A 15,743-nucleotide genomic window follows, 5' to 3' on the forward strand; every position below is an offset into this window, starting at 1 on the left:
CGGCCGAAAGTCTGGTGATGACACTCATCAATCCCGAAATGCGTCGCGCCGTCGGATCGGTCATCGACTGGCGCGTGTCGTACCCGATCGGCGACTCGGACATCCGCCGGTGGTCCGTGGCGGTCTGCTATCCCGAAGAGGCAGAGATGGCGGTCGTTTCCTCGCAGGGTGTCCGCATCGCGCCGGACGAGTTCAACCCGTTCGCCTGGGGCGTCAACGACCGACGGTCACCCCCGGTCAGGATCGATCCGGGGGACACCGATCGCCCCGAGAAGATGATCGGCGTGCGCGGGCCCGGATTGAAATACCAGGTGGCAGGCGGCCTCGACGTCGAATACGGGTCCCCGATGCAGGTCGGAGACGTCATCCGGTCCGATGTGAGGCTGGTTGGCTACACCGAACGAGTGGGCAGGAATGGGCCCATGTTGTTCACGGTCACCGAGGACATCTGGATCGACCAGCACGGCCGCTGGATCAAGACGATTTTTGAGACGTCGATCAGGTACGGCCGGTGACCCCCGACCAGCCGGCGACCCCCGAAACGGCTGTGGTGGGCACAGTTCTGCCCGCGTTCACCAGAACCCCGGGATTCGCCCACTGGAATCGTTATGCCGCCGTCAACGATGAGTTCGTACCGATTCACATGGACGACGCCGAGGGCATTCGCGCCGGCTATCCATCAGCCATCGGGATGGGGCGCCTGCAATGGTCGTACGTACACGTCATGCTGCGCCAGTGGCTAGCTGGTCGTGGCGAGATCACCAGGGTTTCCCTCCAGTTCCGCCGACCGAATCTTCGAGGAGTTCCGATCCGGGTCGAGGCCACGGTCTCGGCGGTGCGGACCACTGCGCGGGGGCGCGAGATTGACCTGAACGTGCAGATCACCGACGACAGCGGCGATCTGCTGGCGCCCGGTTCGGCCACGGTCGTCCTGGCAGCTGCGACCGGGAACGTCGCTCCGATGTGAACGCCGGCACACGAACTCCTTGCACTGACGGACGTCACTGCTTATTATTTTGCTAATCGGTTTACAACCATCATCAAACTGAGTTCAAGCCGTGGTCAACATGGTATCGGCGGCGCGGTGCATGCCGAACTAACAAAGGGTGTCAACATGTCAGAACTCCAGCGCTTCTCGATGTCGATCGACGGCGGTTCGGTAGGCAGTGAGTATTTCTCGGTCATCAACCCGGCGACCGAGAAGCCGTTCGCCGAGGCGCCGAGCGCCACCAAAGACGAGATCGATGCTGCGTTCGCCGCCGCGGACAAGGCATTCGTGGACTGGTCGGTGGACGATGAGGCCCGGCAGATCGCGATGCGCAAAGCGGCCGAGGTGGTGACCGCGCATGTCGACGAGTTGGCGGCACTACTGGTGAGCGAACAGGGTAAGCCGCTCGCCGACGCGATCGGTGAAGTGCATGGCACCGCAGCGTGGATCTCGTACTTCGCCGACGTCGAGATCGCCGACAAGGAATACATCACCCCTGGCGAGGTAGCCCAGGTACGTCTGCCGTTGGGCGTCGTCGCGGCGATCACTCCGTGGAACTACCCGGTCATCCAGGCCGCGTGGAAGTTCGCGCCTGCTCTTCGTGCGGGTAACACCGTGGTCCTCAAGCCCTCTCCGTACACCCCCATCGCGACCCTGCGTCTCGGTGAACTTCTGCAGGATGCCTTCCCTGCCGGTGTGCTCAACATCGTGTCCGGCGGCGACGAGGTCGGCGTCGCGCTGACCAAGCACCCGACGACCGCGATGGTGAGCTTCACAGGCTCCACCTCGGCCGGGAAATCCGTCGCCAAGGCCGTGGCAGACGATCTCAAGCGAGTGACACTCGAGCTCGGCGGCAACGACCCGGCAATCGTCCTCGACGACATCGACATCGCCAAGGCGGCCGAGGACCTCTTCTGGGGTGCGTTCGTCAACAACGGTCAGGTGTGCGGGGCTGCCAAGCGGGTGTACGTGCCGGAATCGATCTACGGCGCTGTGGCCGACGCACTCGCTGATGTCGCGGCGGGCGTGAAGGTCGGCGCCGGCGACGCAGCCGACGTCCGGCTCGGGCCGATCAACAACCGTGCTCAGTATGACCGTGTGAACGGCCTGCTCGAGTCGGCAGTCGCCGGCGGTGCCACGGTGCGCGCCGGCGGCAATCGGGTCGGAGAGGATGGCTACTTCCTCGAGCCCACGATTCTGACCGATGTGCCCGCCGGGTCCGCGATCATCGACGAGGAGCAGTTCGGTCCGGTTGTACCGCTGGTGTCGTACACCGATCTCGACGCGGTCATCGCCGAGGTGAACAACTCGAAATACGGTCTCGGAGGGTCGGTCTGGAGTGCCGACGCCAACCGGGCCCTGGCTGTGGGCCGCCGGTTGCGCGTGGGCACCGTGTACATCAACGGACACGCCATCAACCACGGCCCTCATGTGCCGTTCGGCGGCGCCCGCTGGAGCGGTATCGGCGTGGAGAACGGTCTCGCCGGACTCGAGGAGTACACCCAGCGCCAGATCATCTACGGCAACGGTGCGGACCTGTGAGACAACCCGCGCTGTGATGACGCAGTGAACAAGAGCCGCCCGGTTTGTCCGGGCGGCTCTTGCGTTCTGCGGTGATGTCGCTGTCATCTGCTTCAAAACCGGGCAAGACAAAACGGCCCGATCGACGAAAGTCGATCGGGCCGTCCGGTGTTCAGGGGAGACGTTGCCCAGGGGAGGAGTTGCTAGGACAACTCGAAACCCTTGTAGCCCGCCTCGGCTGCCTCGGCGATCTTCTCGCGGTAGAGAGGCTGGCCGCCGGCGTACAGCAGGTACGCGCGTCGGCGCCCTTCGACGTTGGAACCGAAAGCCCAGGACTCCGCATCCTCTTGCAGCGTGCCGCGAAGATGGGAGTCCACGTGGTCGTTCCACTCCTCCTCGGCGGCAACGGTTGCCTCGATCCGGGTGAGCCCGTGATCGCGCAAGTGCGCCACACAATCGGCAACCCAGTTGGCCTGGGTCTCGGTCACGCGGGGGATGATGCCCGAGGCGCTCTGCGGGCCACCGACGAAGAAGAGGTTCGGGAAGCCCTCGGCCTGTATTCCCAGGTGGGTCCGGGGACCCGCAACCCAGTGTTCGGTGAGCGGCCGGCCTTCGACACCACGGATGTCGATCGCATTGTATGAACCCGTCACCGCTTCGAAGCCTGTCGCGATGACGATCATGTCGAATTCGTAGATGTCGGTGGAGGTTTCGACACCGGTCGCGGTGTACCTGACCAGGGGTTCTTCGATGGTCGACACCAGCTTCACGTGTGGGCTGTTGAAGGTTTCGTAGTAGTTGTTCTCCAGAGGCGGTCGCTTCTGGCCGAAACCGTGATCGGTGGGGATGAGTTTCGCCGCAGTCAGAGGATCGTGAACTCGGGCACTGATCTTCTCAGCGAGGTACGCGGTCAGATTGGCATTCGCTGTGCGGTCGACCGACACATCACGAAAGTTCGCCAATACGAATGCCATTCCGGGCGCGTCGTACAGTTCGTCCCAGATCGCCCGCCGCTGTTCGTCCGTCATCGCCAGCGACGACTCGGTCATCGGCTTGTGCATGGCACCCGCGGGGGTGGACTGGGTGGCCTCGTAGATCTCGTTGATGGTCGCTCGAATCTCGGCGGACCGCTCAGCCGAGATCGCATGGTTGTTGATGGGGGTGCACCAGTTCGCCGAGCGCTGGAACACGGTCAGTGATGCCGCTGCCTTCGCCACGAACGGGATGATCTGCACGCCACTGGAACCCGTACCGATGACCGCGACCCGCTTGCCGGTGAAGTCGACTTCCTCATGTGGCCACAGGCCGGTGTGATGCCACTCGCCGCGGTAGTCCTCGAGGCCGGGGATCTTCGGGAAGGCGGGCTTCGACAAGATCCCGAGTGCGGTGATCAGGAACCGCGTTCGGAAGGATTCACCGGACTCGGTGTCCACCAACCATTCCCGGACGTCTTCATTCCAGTGCGCCGAGACGACCCGCGAGTTGAACTGCATGTCGCGGCGCAGATCGAGACGATCGGCGACGAAGTTGAGATACTTCTCGATCTCGGGCTGGCCGGCGTACTCCTCCGACCAATCCCACTCGTCGATGATCTCCTTGGAGAAGAAGTACCCGTACGTGTAGCTCTCGGAGTCGAATCGGGCGCCCGGGTAGCGGTTCCAGAACCACGTACCACCAATTCCTGCCCCCGCTTCGATCAACCGGACATCGAGGCCCTTCTCTCGAAGCGCGAACAGCTGATGTAGGCCCGAAATCCCGGCGCCGACCACCAGGGCGTCGAGGAGTACCGGTGCGTTGGTGGGGTCGGTGCGCGTTGTGTTCGAGGCCATCTGCACTCTTTCGTCGGGATCGTATGGGCATCTGACGTCCCGACGCCGGAGTCGTCCGACGACAGAACTCTGCCTCGCCAAGTTGTGTACTTATTATGAAACTCTGATCCACAGTGGATGTCAAACCCTCTATCGGCGACTGCAGTAGTCCTCCCGAACGGGCTGGATTCCACACGTGAGTTGCACGAGCCTGCCAATCGGACCAGAACGCTTCCTTGTATGACAATTGTGTTCTACTGTTGGAGACGAGTGGCCGGGCACGGTGAGGACAGAGACGACCGACCACACAATCGATCGAGGAGAGACGTGTGACGAGCCAACCAACAGCTGCCGGCGGCACCGAGACCGCCACGAAGTTCGGGCGAGCGATCGTGATCGGCGGAAGCATCGCCGGTTGCCTGGCCGCGGCGGCGGTCGCAGAGCATTTCGAAGAAGTGCTGATCGTGGACCGGGACGAGTTCCCCGACACCCCGCAGCAGCGCAACGGTGTCGCGCAGGGTGCGCACTTCCATGCGCTCCTGGCTGCCGGGCGCCAGGCGATAGACGAGCTGTTGCCAGGATTCTCGGAGAAGGCGCTCGAAGGCGGCGCGGCCGATCTGGATTCGACCGGTGACGTCATGCGGCTGGACCGCATCGGGTGGTCGCCTCGGTTCCCGTCTCGGCTGCGCTTTCTCATGGCCAGCCGTCCGCTGATCGAGTGGGCGGTCCGCGATCGCGCACAGGCGATCGCAAACGTGCGCTTCCGGACAAAGAGTCCGGTTGCCGGCTTGGTGGGGACCGAGGGCAAGGTCACCGGTATTCGTCTGGACGGTGAGACAGGCGAAGTGATCGAGGGCGACCTGGTGATCGATGCCAGCGGCCGCCGGTCGATCGGGCCCGATTGGCTGGCCGAGATCGGCTACCCGAAGCCCGTCGAGACGGTTGTGAACGCACACTGGGGATATGCCAGCACCTTCTTGAACGTTCCAGAGGACTGGGATCCCGGTTTTCAGGCGCTGGCCTGCGTCCCGGTCGGCGACGACGCCCGGACCCCGGAGGCAGCCCGCAGGGCCATGGCGATGTGGGTGGTCGAAGGGGAGCGCCGCTGGATCCTCACCGTGCAGGGTTCCGCCGGCGACTATCCCCCGCGCAAGGAGGCCGATCTCAAGGAGTTCGTTTCCAAGATCGGCGTGCCAGAGTTGGACAAGGCACTGGACTCGGTGGAGTTCCCGGGACGAATCCAGATCTGGCGCGACACGACCAACCGCTTGCGCGACTTCGCCGGACTCGACGAACGCCCGGAGAACTTCCTTGCGATCGGTGACGCGTGGTCGGCGTTCAACCCGGTGTACGGCCAAGGCATGACGATTGCGGCTCTGGATGCGCGTGCACTGGCACAGCAGATCAACGAGCAGCTCAGCGAAAAGCCGGGTGATCTGGGCGGACTCGCCGGTCGCTACTACGCGGCGACCGACAAGGTCGTGCAGTTCTGCTGGAACAGTTCGACCGCGCTCGACTACCGGATTCCCGGCGTCGAGGTGACGGTTGACGGTGAGCCGCGGACACCTGACGAATCGGCAGCAGATCTGGGGTTCTCGGATCGGCTCGCGGTGTGGGCTTCGCTGGACGAGGACCGCTACGTCAAGTATCGCGAGACCACCCAGTTGCTGCGTTCGAATGACTGGCTGAAGGCCGATGAGGTCGTCAACGAGATCAAAGAGAACTGGGACGAACTCGGCGCCCGGATCCAGGCGCGCTGAACCGTAGCTCAGCCGGCGACACACACTACAAATCTCGTCAATTCTTCAAGAAGCACCATTGGGCCTGCTCGATGAGTCGAGCAGGCCCAATCGTGCGTCCGGGCCCGAGTCGGTCGATTCTGGGGGCTCGCGTCTTTATTGTGTTACAGCTATCATGTTAGCTAAACCACATGAACATAACCGTGTGACTGCAGACATCAGTGGCAGTCGCACGGTGGGAACTAGGGCTGGAGGCCACAGTGTCCGAGGTAGTAGTCGACAGCCACACGGGTGTGAAGGCTGGAAGCGTCACGGGTACCGAAGAGATTCGGACTCTTGTGGTGTCGCGCAAGGAATTGATCGCCGACGACGTCGTACTCCTGGAGTTCGCCGATCCGGACGGTGGCGACCTGACCGCGTGGGAACCCGGCGCTCACATCGACCTGCTGCTGCCCGGTGACATGTCGCGGCAGTACTCGCTGTGTGGCGACGTCGCCAACAGAAGGGTCTGGCAGGTCGCCGTACTCCGGGAGCCCGAAGGCAGAGGAGGTTCGATCTACCTCCACGATGAGCTGGCCGCAGGGGCGTCGATCCGTATCCGCGGTCCGCGCAACAACTTTGCGTTCGACAAAGCTGGTTCGTACATCTTCGTCGCCGGCGGAATCGGTGTCACACCGATGCTGCCGATGATTGCGGCGGCCGAATCAGCGGGCGCCAGTTGGGAACTCGTGTACGGCGGCCGGACGAAGTCGAGCATGAGCTTCGTCGACCATCTGACGTCGACATACGGTGAGCGCGTATCGATTCGTCCTCAGGACGAGTTCGGTTTGCTGGATCTACCTGGTCTGCTCGGCACAGTGCGTGGTGACACCGCCGTGTACTGCTGCGGCCCCGAGCCGCTGCTCCAAGCGATAGAAAACGCTTGCGAGCCGTGGCCGGCAGGCTCGCTTCACCTCGAACGCTTCTCTCCCAAGGCGCTGGAGGAACCGTTGCTGGCCGAGTCTTTTGAGGTCGAGTGCCAGATGTCGGACAAGACGATCACGGTTCCGCCGGGCAAATCGATCGTCGACGTCATGCAGGAGAACGACATCCCGATCGTCGTGTCGTGCCAAGAGGGCACCTGCGGATCCTGCGAGACCGTGATCCTGGCAGGAACACCCGAACACCGCGATTCGATCCTCACGCCGGCCGAACGAGAGGCCAACGAAACCATGATGGTGTGTGTCTCGCGCGCCCTCACTCCTCGCCTGACCCTTGAGATCTGACCACTTCTTCACCCCACGCAGGAAATCAGCCACCCAAGTCAATGGAGTCAACAATGACCACGTCAGTATCGACATCTGAACTACGCGAACAGTATCGGCGCGACTACGACCCGTATCACGATGTCCCCATAGCGGAGCAGCTCAGCGAGCTGGCCGACCGACGCCAGAACATGCCGATCAGTTACTCGGCACGAGGCAACGGCACGTGGGTTCTGACCCGCTACGACGACATCGCCAGTGTGCTGCGCCGGAGCAACCGAGGCTTCATCAGCTTCCCGAACGACCCCGACGGCGTGAACAGTCAGGGTTCCGAGGAGGGGATGATCCCGATCGAACTCGACGGCCGACGTCATCAAGAATTCCGCCGGATGCTCGATCCCGCCTTCTCCCAGGAGCGGGTGGCGACGCTGGAGAACGACCTGCGGGCATGGTCGAATCGACTGATCGACGGATTCATCGAAGACGGGAAGTGTGACTTCGTCAACGGCTTCGCTCTTCCTTTCCCAGGCGTCACGGTCATGAAGATCATGGGCTGGCCCGAGGCGGACGTCGATCTGCTCAACGGGTGGGTCGACATCGTCATGCACGGACTCCCGGGCGCTTCCGAGGACGAAGCGAACGCCGCACGCGGCAAGGCACACATGGAGATTCGCGAGTACATGCTCAATCTCATCGCCGATCGCCGTAACAGTCCGTCGCGCGAAGACGTGACCTCGGCGGCCATCGATTGCGAGATCGAGGGCAAGAAGCTCACCGACCTCGAGCTGTTCGACCTCTTCCTCCTGATGATGCTGGCCGGCCTCGACACCGTGCAGAGCGTCCTCGGCCAGGCGATGGTGTTCTTCGGCCGCAACCCTGATCAGTGGAAGCGGCTCGTCGACGATCCGGCACTCATCGAATCCGCGGTCGAGGAATTCGTTCGATGGGGTGCTCCGCCCGTGCCGACCCGGACCATCGTCCACGATGAGGTCACCGTCGGAGACATCACGCTCCCGAAGGGGGAGAGGGTTCACTTCCCGCTGGCCGTCGCCAATCGTGATCCGGCGTACTACCACAACCCGGACGACGTCGTACTCGAACGTTTCGTTGCAGCGGACACCAAGCCGCACATGGGCTTTGGGATGGGACCGCACCGGTGCGTCGGGGCGCATCTGGCGCGCCTGGAACTGCGTATCGCGTTCGAGGAACTGACTCGCCGCGTGCCGGAGTTCTCACTGGACCCCGAACACACCCCTCACGAGCACCTCGGTCTGGCCTGGGGCGTCAACAACGTTCACCTGACGTTCTCGCCGGGCTCACGCGAGGGCTGACACCACAGGCGGCCAGGAGCCGTCGCACGGGGCGGAGGAATCGAGGACATCGATTCCTCCGCCTTTTGTCGTGTGCAGGTGATAGGGAAGAACGTGTGCGTACGTGAGTCGACGCGGAAGCCTGAGCACATGGAAAGGGGCGCCATGGAATACTCCATGGCGCCCCCTGATCATGGGTGACTACGCAGCGGTCAGTCCATCAGCACGACGCCGCGGAGGTTGCGTCCCGCGTGCATGTCGGCGTAGCCGGTGTTGATGTCGTCGAGCGAGTACGTGTTGGTGATCAGATCTTCGAGATTGAGCTTGCCGAGTCGGTAGAGATTGAGCAACAAGGGGATGTCACGGTAGACGTTGACCCCACCATAGACGTTGCCGCGCAACGTCTTCTCCTGCAGCGTGAACTCGAACAGGCTGAAGTTCACGGAGCTGCTGGCGGCAGGGGTGACAGAGGTGATGATCGTGCGGCCGCCAGGGCCGACGAGACGGCTGGCGTCCTGCAGCATGTCGCCGTCACCGACTCCGACCGAGATGATCGAGACGTCGGCCATCTGGCCCTTGGTCTCGGTGGCCAGGAGCTCCATGGCTTCGGCGACACTGCCCGCGGTGTGGGTTGCCCCGAACTTCTTCGCCTGCTCACGTTTGAACTCGACGGGATCGATCGCGACGATCATGCCGGCGCCGGCGTTGCGGGCGCCTTGCAGAGAATTGATACCGACACCTCCGGTACCGATGACCACGACGGTCTCACCGGGCTTCACCTCACCGAGGTACACAGCCGCACCCCAGCCGGTGATGACTGCGCAGCCGAGCAGAGCGGCTGAGCTGAATGGGATGTCGTCATCGATCTTGATGGTCCGCTCTTGGTTGACCACCGTGTACTCGCTGAACGTACCGAGTTCGGCGACGCCCCCGAACTGCTGTCCACGGGCGTTGAAGGGTGCGATCGACCCGTTCCCGATGGTGGTCATGAAACAGAGGTTGTGCTTGCCGGCGTTGCAGAAATGGCAGTCCCCACACGGTGGGTTGAACACCATGACAACGTGGTCGCCGGGCTTGACCCGTGTGACCCCTGGGCCTACTGCCTCGACGATTCCGGCGCCCTCATGCCCGCCGACGAGCGGCAGTGCGGCCGGCTGGTCGCCCGTGACGTAATGATCGTCCGAGTGGCACAGGCCGCTGGCCTTGATCTTGACGAGAACTTCTCCGGCGCGCGGTTCCACCACGTCGACCGATTCCACGTTCCACTTCTCGCCGACGTTCCACAAGATGGCGGACTTGCTCATGCTGACTCCTAGTTCGGCGCGCTCATCCGGTGCGCTGTTATCGGAATCACAAGTATGGACCAAAGCTCACTGCAACACAACTATGACTTTCGCCGGATCGGCCGGGCCATCGCGGCGCGTCACTAAAGACCAGTTCAAGCGCTTGCTGAAGAGTGGTGGCGAGAATACCTGGACGGCGGGCAACCATGTGCGCAATGATATTCGTATGACTGTTGATTTGGTGTTCCGGAAGTCGTGGTCCCAGGGATGGACGGCGTGACCACCCCTGGTCTCGTGTGGGGGATCAAACGCAGTTTCGTCGAGTACATCGCTCGGATGCCGGACGGGCAGGCAACTGTCAGCGGGGGCGCAATGCCCACCGAGACGAACGACATGCTGTTCGAGCCGGATACGGTCGAACCTCAGCTGCCCGACGGCGCAGATGCGCTGTACGCATTCCGGGGTGACGTCCGGTTCGGCGGGCACTTCGGGATGCTGTACGTGCGAATCGCCGATCCGTGGGTCACCGTTTACGGCGATCGGGGAGTGTTGACGATCCTCGACCCCTACGACCCTGACGTTGCTCCCCGCAAGCGGTTGGTGACCTTTCGCGTCTCGGAGCCACGCTCGGCCGGCAGTGTTCAGGTCTGGCAAGCGCCGGAGGTCATACTGGCGCCGGAGGCATGCCCGGTGTTCAACGACGTCTACGCGGCAGGCGAACGATTCGAGCCGCTCACGTTCGCGGTATCAGCTGTATCGAAGGCGAGCCGGATATGAGCGCGGATGTGTCGGATCGGGTGGAGATCGAGGCTGCACTGCGGGCCTATGCCGTCGGCCTGGACGAACGCCGGTTCGAGATGTGGGACAACGTGTTCACCGACGACGCAGTCATCGACTTCACCCCGATGGGTGGGCGGCGCGAGACGCCGGCTGAGATGAGCAATCGACTGGGCAGTGACGACCCCAACTGGCTGTTCGCACAGCATCCGCTGTACAACACCCTGATCGAGGTCGACGGTGATCAGGCGACCGCGCACTCTGATTACGGTGTCGAGACGGGTCGGCGCGGTGCCGAGGAGGGGCAGATCGTGCGGATGTCGGGCGGGGGTTCGTATCGTGACACCCTGCGGCGCACGCCTGTTGGCTGGCGAATCAGTGAGCGCCTGGTGTTCATGAAGTGGAAGCAGACGGTTACGGTCCCGGACGAACTCGCCGGTCGCCGCTGACCCCCTGTCTGGCGGGAAGGTCAGGCAAGGCGCAAACCAAGGAGGACGATCCCCCCTTTCGGGTGGATCGTCCTTCTTGTTGCTTCGATCGAGTGGGGTCAGCCGATGGCAGCCGTTGTCTCGCTCTGAGCCGGTTCGAACTCGAGACGGACATCTTCCACGCCCCAGGCGAGTCCGAGGTGCTCGTGCGGCCGGCAGTCATCCGCGAGCCTGAACTCGGGCATGCGTCTGCGCAATTCGGTGAAGGCGATCTTCAACTCGAGCCGCGCGAGATGGAGGCCGACGCACCGATGTGGTCCCATCCCGAAGGCCAAGTGGGGCTTCGGTTCCCGATCGAACTTGATCTTGTCGGGATCCGGGTAGTACTTCGGGTCGCGGTTTGCGGCGGCAAGGGGGAAGTGGACTCGTTCGCCTTTGGGAAGCGTGAGTTCGCCGACGTCGGCCGACTCGTCGACGATCGTGCGCGTCGGCACGGCCGGTGCGGCCCAGCGAAGCAGTTCCTCGATGGCGGGAGCGAGGGCGTCCGGATTCTCGAACATCCGGTCCCACTGCTCGGGGTGGCGCGCGAGGTACACCATGGACTGCGACAGGACGCTCTGCACGGTGTCGAGCCCGGCGGTCATCATCAACAGGAAGAGGTCGAACAACTCGAGGTCGGTGAGCTTCTTGCCGTCGATCTCCACGTCGAGCGCAGCCGAGGTCACGTCGTCGGTGCGAGGGACACCGCGTCGCTCGGTGATCATGTTGAGCATGTACTCGCGCATCTCCACGTGCGCCTGCCCGCGCGCGGCCATGGTCTCCTCAGGGGTACCGCCGACGACGCCGTGGAGCAGCGTGGCCGTCCAGGCGTTCATCTTGTGCATGTCCTCGGTGGGCCAGCCCATGATGGTCAGCACCGTCACGCCGGGGAACGGCAGCGCGAACTCTTCGACGAAGTCGCAAGCTCCCTTCCCGATGAATCCGTCGATCAGTCGGTTGGCCCACTGTGTGAGCTGATCTTCGAGTAGCGCAACCCTTTTCGGCGAGAACATCGGATCCAGCAGTTGCCGGAACTGCTTGTGACGGATGCCGTCGATCTCGATGGGAATCATGCCCTCTTCGGATCCCTGACTGTTGATACCGTCGGGATCGTTGGGGAAGCTGATGAACCCACGGTTGTTGCGTCGCAACACGCTTGAGATGTCGTCGTATCTGGTCAGCACCCAACATCCGTTACCCCTCGCGGAGTAGCTGATGGGCATCTTCTCGCGTCGGTCGGCGATCTCGGCGAGGTGCTCGGCAATACCGACCGAGCTGTAGGGGTCGTAGTCGCGCCGGTAATCGTCATGGAGCTTGTCAATGTCTGGTTGAGATGTCATCTGCGGATACGCTCCGTCTGGTCTGTGGGCCAACCTCAAAGGTGACCTTATTGTGTTGACCATCACAGCGTAGACGATTGGGACCCTGACGTCCGGCGATCGCTCACCGCAGAACGCGGAACGTTCCTCTGATGTCGTCGACCAACGCGTCAGGACTCTCCATCGGACCGAAGTGCCCACCGACGTCGTGGTGGACCACGTTGCTCACGTTGTACAAAGTGCCCAGATGATCGAAGGACGCGCCGGGTGGGGCGTCATCGGCGAAGATCGACAGGCCGGTCGGGCACTGGATCAGCGGCGTCAGGTCATGTGATCGTTGCCATGGGTTGGCCGGCCCCTCGAAGTACAGACGCGCGGTGGTGGCGTAGGAATTGGTCACCCAGTACAAGGTGGCGCTGGTGAGGAGGAATTCGACCGGGTAGATCTCGTCGAAGTCCAGTGCCGGGTCGGTCCAGCGCAGACGCCGCTCGATCAGCCAGGCGGCGAGTCCGGCCGGTGAGTCGTGCATCGCGTGGGCGAGCGTCTGGGGATGGACCACCTGGGGCGTGATGTGGCCGATCCGCCTTCTCTCCCAGGCGATCACTCGCTCACGGTCTTCTGGTTTCGCAGCGTCGACCGCCTTGTGCAGCAGATCCCAGGGCCGATCATTGTTCCAGCCCATCGGCGTCGAGACGCTGCTCAGGTGTATGCCGTAGAGCTGATCGGCGTACTTGTGCCCGAGCGCGGTGGTGACAAGTGCGCCCCAGTCGCCGCCGTACGCCGCGAACTTGTCGTAGCCGAGGACGTCACGAACGAGGGTGACCCACAGATCGGCGATCCGGCCGTGTGTCACCTGCGTGGTGTCGAGCGGCGTCGAGAAAGTGAAACCGGGGAGCGACGGAATGATGACGTCGAACGAGTCGGTGGGATCGCCGCCGTACTCTTCCGGTCGGGTCAGCGGCCCGATGATTCGGTGGAAGTCCCAGAATGTCCACGGCCACCCGTGCGTCAGGACGAGCGGAATTCGGCGCGGCCCGCTGCCTTCGATGTGGATGTAGTGGATCGGGATTCCGTCGATCACGACTCGTGCATGCGGGAGAGTGTTGAGCTCGCTTTCGTGTTCTCGCCAGTTGTAGTCGTCGCGCCAGTTCCGCACGAGTTCACGCATGTACTTACTGGTCACTCCGTAGCGACCGTCGTCATTGCCGGGGTCGGGTGCGAAAGTGGTCAGCTCAAGGCGTCGCTGGAGGTTGTCCAGCACCTCAGCAGGTATCGCGATCTCGAACGGCTGCGGCTTCATGGCCAGGGTCTCCAAACGTGAATCAGACGATGTGTGGGCCACATTACTCAGGCGGATCAGTACAACACAATTGAGAGCGACCGTGCCGTGATTGGTGTGCTCCCGGGCGAAGCAGATGGTCGCCGTAAAGACCAGGAAGACCGGGTCAGGCCTCCTGCACGCTGGGCTGATGAGGCGGGAGCCACACTCTATTCGCAGTTGTGTTCTAATATGGTTACCGAGTACCTCGGCAGCCTGGCGGATGAGGCGGGCTGCGGTGAACAAAGGATTTGCGGCCATGAACACTGCTCCGGGCGCGGTCTTCGCGCTGAATCAAGAAATGTGTGCCGGACACGGAAGGTGCTACGGCCTGGCACCTGAAGCGTTCGACTGCGACGACTCCGGGTACGCCTTCGTGCTCGAAGGCGGTGGATCGGAGATGACGTCGACGCAGCGAGATCGCGTCATCGCCGCCTGCCCTGAACAGGCGATCACCATCGCCGAGACGAAAGAAGGGTGAGCCTGATGACGACTGCATCAAGCGACGTGGCCGAACTCCGTGCGAAGTACCGCCGCGACTACGACCCGTACAACAAGGTCGGAATCCAAGCGCAACTCGACGAGATCGCCGACCGCCGGCGGGAGGTGCCGATCTCGTACTCGATGCGGGGCAACGGGTGTTGGGTCCTGACCAAGTACGACGACATCAGCAGCGTGCTGCGTCGCAACAACCGGGGATTCGTCAGCTTTCCGAATGATCCGGACGGCGAAAACGTACAGGGCGCGAAGAAGGCACTGATCCCGATCGAGCTGGATGGCTCCCGGCACAAGCAATTTCGCCAATTGCTCGACCCACTTTTTGCGCCGAAGCGCGTGGCGTCACTGGAAGGCCGGCTCTACGAGGCGGCCAACGATCTGATCGACGGTTTCATCGAACGTGGAAGCTGCGATTTCGTGACAGAGTTCGCGATGCCCTTCCCAGGCGCCACCTTTCTCGCCATCATGGGCTGGCCGGACGAGGATCTGCCCCTGCTCAACGGCTGGGTGGCGGCGATCCACCATGGCGTCATCGGCGGAACCGAGGAGGAATCCGCACAGGCGCGCGGTGACGCTGTATCGCAGATGCGTGACTACGTTCTGGCGATCATCGCCGAGCGACGCGACGCCCCGAGAGACGATGTGACCAGCCATATCCTGCAGGCGGAGATCGACGGCGCGCCGATGTCGGATGATGACCTCTTCGATTTGTTCCTCTTACTCATGCTGGCCGGCCTCGACACGGTCCAGAGTGTGCTGGCGCAAAGCTTCGTATACCTCGGGACGAACCCAGACAAATGGGACGAGATGTTCTCCGATCCAGACCTGCTCGCGCCGGCCATCGAGGAACTGCTGCGCTGGTCGGCACCTGCCGTGCCCACCAGGACAGTGACCGACGAATCGATCGTTGTCGGTGATCTGACGTTGCCGAAGGGCGAGCGGGTCCACTTTCCGCTGGCCGCGGCCAACCGCGACCCGGAGTACTACGAGAATCCGGACGAAATACAGTTCGACCGAAGTCCCAAACCGCATCTCGCTTTCGGGATGGGACCACACCGGTGCCTGGGCGTGCACCTGGCTCGACTCGAACTGCGTATCGCGTTCACCGAACTCCGTCGTCGGATCCCGACGTTCACGTTGGACACGGTCGCCGGAGAACCAGCTGAGCACTTGGGGCTGTCGTGGGGTGTCGACCACGTGCATCTGCAGTTCCCGGCCGGCCGGCGAGAGCGCGCCGTGCACGACTGACGAACCATCGCGCATCAGATCGACAGCCGAGCCGTCGGCTTCCCACGACATTGTCAGCGGGAAGCCGACGGCTCTGTCATGTGTACACGACTAGGAACCTGTCAGCGCAGGGCAGTGCGCTGGCCCTAATCGACTGTGAGCGCGAACTATTTCGACCCATAGCGTGACACCGCTCACTCCAAGTGGTTTACTAAGCAGGTTCGAGCACAGTTAAGCGCCTCGT

Annotated in this window: 14 protein-coding genes; 10 read left to right on the forward strand and 4 right to left on the reverse strand. The window is 62.9% G+C overall.

All coding sequences use genetic code 11. The annotated features are described in order from the left end of the window. Positions 1 to 17: 17 nt before the first annotated feature. The 3 genes from CSW57_RS21770 (at position 18) to CSW57_RS21780 (ending at position 2,530) form a co-directional block, all read left to right on the forward strand. Positions 18 to 515 carry an FAS1-like dehydratase domain-containing protein gene (locus CSW57_RS21770; protein WP_223249431.1) on the forward strand — a complete coding sequence of 166 codons (498 nt, stop codon included), beginning with the start codon at positions 18 to 20 and terminating at the stop codon, positions 513 to 515. After that, positions 512 to 967: a MaoC/PaaZ C-terminal domain-containing protein gene (locus tag CSW57_RS21775; RefSeq protein ID WP_223249432.1), complete on the forward strand. Its 456-nt coding sequence runs from the start codon at positions 512 to 514 to the stop codon at positions 965 to 967. Before CSW57_RS21770 ends, CSW57_RS21775 begins: the two co-directional genes overlap by 4 nt. Before the next feature lie 147 nt (positions 968 to 1,114). After that, complete coding sequence (locus CSW57_RS21780) at positions 1,115 to 2,530, forward strand: aldehyde dehydrogenase family protein (protein ID WP_223249433.1); 1,416 nt, start codon at positions 1,115 to 1,117, stop codon at positions 2,528 to 2,530. 182 nt (positions 2,531 to 2,712) lie between these two features. On the opposite strand, the gene CSW57_RS21785 is transcribed toward CSW57_RS21780, so the two are convergent. Beyond that, positions 2,713 to 4,338: a flavin-containing monooxygenase gene (locus CSW57_RS21785; RefSeq protein ID WP_099384801.1), complete on the reverse strand. Its 1,626-nt coding sequence runs from the start codon at positions 4,336 to 4,338 to the stop codon at positions 2,713 to 2,715. A gap of 308 nt (positions 4,339 to 4,646) precedes the next feature. On the opposite strand from CSW57_RS21785, the gene CSW57_RS21790 reads away from it, so the two are divergent. The 3 genes from CSW57_RS21790 to CSW57_RS21800 all read left to right on the forward strand — a co-directional run bounded on the left by CSW57_RS21790 (position 4,647) and on the right by CSW57_RS21800 (position 8,631). Next, positions 4,647 to 6,077 (forward strand): NAD(P)/FAD-dependent oxidoreductase, encoded by a 1,431-nt coding sequence (locus CSW57_RS21790; RefSeq protein WP_099384742.1) that lies wholly within the window; start codon positions 4,647 to 4,649, stop codon positions 6,075 to 6,077. A 239-nt stretch (positions 6,078 to 6,316) separates the two neighbouring features. Further along, entirely contained in the window at positions 6,317 to 7,321 is a 1,005-nt protein-coding gene (locus tag CSW57_RS21795; protein WP_370624016.1) for a PDR/VanB family oxidoreductase, read from the forward strand. 53 nt (positions 7,322 to 7,374) lie between these two features. Further along, complete coding sequence (locus CSW57_RS21800; RefSeq protein ID WP_189339392.1) at positions 7,375 to 8,631, forward strand: cytochrome P450; 1,257 nt, start codon at positions 7,375 to 7,377, stop codon at positions 8,629 to 8,631. Positions 8,632 to 8,822: 191 nt separating this feature from the next. Here the strand turns inward: CSW57_RS21800 and CSW57_RS21805 are convergent, their stop codons facing one another. Then, a complete protein-coding gene (locus CSW57_RS21805) occupies positions 8,823 to 9,914 on the reverse strand; it encodes an NDMA-dependent alcohol dehydrogenase (protein ID WP_099384744.1) in 1,092 nt (363 codons plus the stop codon). A gap of 255 nt (positions 9,915 to 10,169) precedes the next feature. Here CSW57_RS21805 and CSW57_RS21810 point away from each other — a divergent pair, with 255 nt between their 5' ends. Both CSW57_RS21810 and CSW57_RS21815 read left to right on the forward strand, forming a co-directional pair. Next, complete coding sequence (locus CSW57_RS21810; RefSeq protein WP_189339393.1) at positions 10,170 to 10,670, forward strand: HtaA domain-containing protein; 501 nt, start codon at positions 10,170 to 10,172, stop codon at positions 10,668 to 10,670. Then, positions 10,667 to 11,119 carry a nuclear transport factor 2 family protein gene (locus tag CSW57_RS21815; protein ID WP_189339394.1) on the forward strand — a complete coding sequence of 151 codons (453 nt, stop codon included), beginning with the start codon at positions 10,667 to 10,669 and terminating at the stop codon, positions 11,117 to 11,119. Before CSW57_RS21810 ends, CSW57_RS21815 begins: the two co-directional genes overlap by 4 nt. A gap of 98 nt (positions 11,120 to 11,217) precedes the next feature. Here CSW57_RS21815 and CSW57_RS21820 read toward each other — a convergent pair whose 3' ends face one another. Further along, entirely contained in the window at positions 11,218 to 12,477 is a 1,260-nt protein-coding gene (locus tag CSW57_RS21820; RefSeq protein ID WP_189339395.1) for a cytochrome P450, read from the reverse strand. Positions 12,478 to 12,580: 103 nt separating this feature from the next. Further along, entirely contained in the window at positions 12,581 to 13,756 is a 1,176-nt protein-coding gene (locus CSW57_RS21825; RefSeq protein ID WP_189339396.1) for an epoxide hydrolase family protein, read from the reverse strand. Between the two features lie 277 nt (positions 13,757 to 14,033). Between CSW57_RS21825 and CSW57_RS21830 the strand changes: the two genes are divergently transcribed. After that, complete coding sequence (locus CSW57_RS21830) at positions 14,034 to 14,255, forward strand: ferredoxin (protein ID WP_099384749.1); 222 nt, start codon at positions 14,034 to 14,036, stop codon at positions 14,253 to 14,255. 5 nt (positions 14,256 to 14,260) lie between these two features. Next, the gene (locus tag CSW57_RS21835; RefSeq protein WP_143696594.1) at positions 14,261 to 15,520 is read left to right on the forward strand and encodes a cytochrome P450; all 1,260 of its coding nucleotides are present in this window, start codon (positions 14,261 to 14,263) and stop codon (positions 15,518 to 15,520) included. Positions 15,521 to 15,743: the final 223 nt, after the last annotated feature.

Origin of the sequence: Williamsia muralis (assembly GCF_002735905.1) — a bacterium.
GTDB classification, from domain to species: domain Bacteria; phylum Actinomycetota; class Actinomycetes; order Mycobacteriales; family Mycobacteriaceae; genus Williamsia; species Williamsia muralis_A.